Below are 2,612 nucleotides of genomic sequence, written 5' to 3'. Positions count from 1 at the left end.
CCCCGGCCCCCCGCCGGACGCCGGCCCCGCGGGACCTCCCCGACCGGGCCCCAGCGGCTCCTCCGGCACCAGCCGCGCCCTGCGCTCCCCCTTCGCCGAGTCCACCTTCGGCGGCAGCCGGAACGACAGGAACGCGCCGAGCACGAAGAGCGCGCACGCCCCGTACAGCGGCCACCGCGGCCCGAGCAGTTGCAGCCCGGCGCCCACGGGGGCCGCCGCGCCCGTCGCGAGCAGCCCGCCGAGCGTGACCCGCGAGTTCGCCTTGACCAGCGAGAACCGCGGCGGCAGCAGGCGGGGCACGACCGCGCTGCGCACCACCCCGTACGCCTTCGACGCGACCAGGACCCCGAGCGCCGCCGGGTACAGCTCCAGGCTGCCGCTCACCACCGCGTGCGACAGGACGAGCGCGAGGACGGCGCGCGCGAGCATCGAGGTGGCCATCGCGGCGCGCCGCCCGTGCGGCAGCCGGTCCAGGAGCGGGCCGATCACCGGGGCGAGCACCGTGAAGGGCGCCATCGTGATCGCCAGGTAGAGCGCGACGCGCCCGCGCGCCTCGTCCGTCGGCACCGCGAAGAACACCGTCGAGGCGAGCGAGACCGTGATCATCACGTCGCCCGCGCCGTTGACCCCGTGCAGCTCGATCAGCTTGCCGAGCCCCGACTCGCCCGCGCCGTGCGCGTGCGTCACGCGCCGGACCAGGCGTCCCGTCGAGGCGAAGGGCGCCGCGGCGACCCGTCCGGCGGCACGCGTCCGCCGGAGCCGGGGACCCCCGCGCTCCGTACGCTGCTCGCCCGAGGACGTGGAAGCGGTCACGTCGTCATCCTGCCCCGAAGTGCGCCGCCTAGTGCGCCTGCTGTGCGGGAAGGGGACGTACGAGCGAACGCGGAGCGGTCCGCACGGCCCCTGCGGCGGCGGCCCGGCGGGGGCGCGGTCCGGGGTGGTGCGGGGGGGCGCGAACGGGGGAGTGGGGGACGTCCGTGTGGGCCCCGGGGCGCGGAGAGGGTAGCGTGCACAGCGCGCCCACGGCGGTTACTCCTGGCCGCGCGCCCTTTCGCGATCCTTCAGAATGGATGGCTAAGGCGCACCCGGGACCCGAACCGACCGGGTACGGACGTCGACGCGGCCCCCTGGTCCGCTCCGTCCGCACCCCCGACCGTGTCCGGGCCCCGCCGGAGCGGGCGCACTCGTGAGACGGCGTAGGAGAGAAGCGATACCTGTGAGCGCAGCGACAACGCGAAGCCGCACCCCTGACCGACTGTGTGTCGAGGCGGTCGACCTGGCGCGCGCCGCGGCGGCGGAGACCGCCGCGCCGGGTGTCGTCGGCGCGTACGTCGGCGCCGTCGCCGAGGGCGAGCGGGTCGTCACCCACTACTTCGCCTGCGAGGACGTCGGCTACCGGGGCTGGCGCTGGGCCGTCACCGTGGCCCGTGCCTCGCGCGCCAAGGTCGTCACGCTCGACGAGACGGTGCTCCTGCCGGGTCCGGAGTCGGTCCTCGCGCCCGAGTGGCTGCCGTGGAGCGAGCGCCTGCGCCCCGGCGACATGGGGCCGGGCGACCTGCTGCCCACCGAGGCCGAGGACCCGCGCCTGGAGCCGGGCCTTTACGACGGCGACGACGACACCCCGCCGCCGGACTCCGCGCTCAGCCCCGAGCTGGCCGAGCGCGCCGACGCCGAGGACGCCCAGGTCACCGAAGGGCCGCCCGCCGACCTGCCCGTGGCGCCCTCGCGCGGCGAGATCGCCGAGGTGGGCCGCGAGCTGGGCCTCGGCCGCCCCCGCGTGCTCTCCCGCTACGGGCTGGAGATCGCCGCCGAGCGCTGGGAGGAGCAGTACGGGCCGGGCACCCAGATGGCGCAGGCGGCTCCCGCCCCCTGCCACACGTGCGCCTTCCTGGTCCCGCTCGCCGGCTCCCTGCGCCAGTCCTTCGGTCTGTGCGCCAACGAGTTCGGCCCGGCCGACGGCCACGTCGTCTCGCTCTCCTACGGCTGCGGAGGCCACTCGGAGGCGGCGATCATGCCGAAGACCCCGGACGCGCCCCCGCTGCGCCTGGACGAGGTGGCGGAACCGCTGGAGTGACACCCGGCCCGGGGTGCCTCCCGGCCCGTCCGGCGTGAGAGGACAAAAGCCCCGCCGGGGCGCAGGTCGATCACGCGGTCCGGGGCCACCCTGATTCCCGGCTACTTTCATGGGCACACGCATCGCCAAGGAGTGAGCCCTGTGACCCGAGAAGCCGAGGAATCCCCCCGCCCCCAAGCCACCGCGGACGACGTCTTCGGCACTGCCCGCCTCCGCGACACCGTCCTCGCCACCTGGTCCGCGTCTCCCGCGCGCCTGCGCGAGGACGCCAACGCCGAGGAGGATCTGGCGCTCGGCGGCTACCGGGACCGCGTCGTCGTCGAGCTGGCGCAGAACGCCGCCGACGCCGCCGCCCGCGCCGGAGTGCCGGGCCGGCTCCGGATCGCCCTGCGCGACCGCGCCGGGGACACCCCGCCCGTCCTCGCCGTCGCGAACTCCGGCGCCCCCCTCGACGCGAGCGGCGTCGCCCCGCTCGCGACCCTGCGCGCCTCCGCGAAGCGCGAGGACGGCACGGGCACGGTCGGCCGCTTCGGAGTCG

The 2,612-nt window shown here is 76.6% G+C and carries 2 protein-coding genes and 1 pseudogene; 2 read left to right on the top strand and 1 reads right to left on the bottom strand.

The features are described from left to right. A partial coding sequence (locus G3I42_RS33655) for an MFS transporter (RefSeq protein WP_343244738.1) occupies positions 1-813 on the bottom strand: 813 nt, incomplete at its 3' end. Between the two features lie 403 nt (positions 814-1,216). Between G3I42_RS33655 and G3I42_RS33650 the strand changes: the two genes are divergently transcribed. Together G3I42_RS33650 and G3I42_RS33645 are read left to right on the top strand one after the other, a co-directional pair. Then, complete coding sequence (locus G3I42_RS33650) at positions 1,217-2,074, top strand: DUF3027 domain-containing protein (RefSeq protein ID WP_164291457.1); 858 nt, start codon at positions 1,217-1,219, stop codon at positions 2,072-2,074. A 141-nt stretch (positions 2,075-2,215) separates the two neighbouring features. After that, positions 2,216-2,612 (top strand): annotated as a pseudogene (locus G3I42_RS33645) (molecular chaperone Hsp90); the annotation flags it as partial.

It is taken from the genome of Streptomyces sp. SID11385 (assembly GCF_010548245.1).
Classification (GTDB): Bacteria; Actinomycetota; Actinomycetes; order Streptomycetales; family Streptomycetaceae; genus Streptomyces.
The sequence above is the reverse complement of the archived record's forward strand: the minus strand, read 5'-3'. Positions and strand labels throughout refer to the sequence as shown.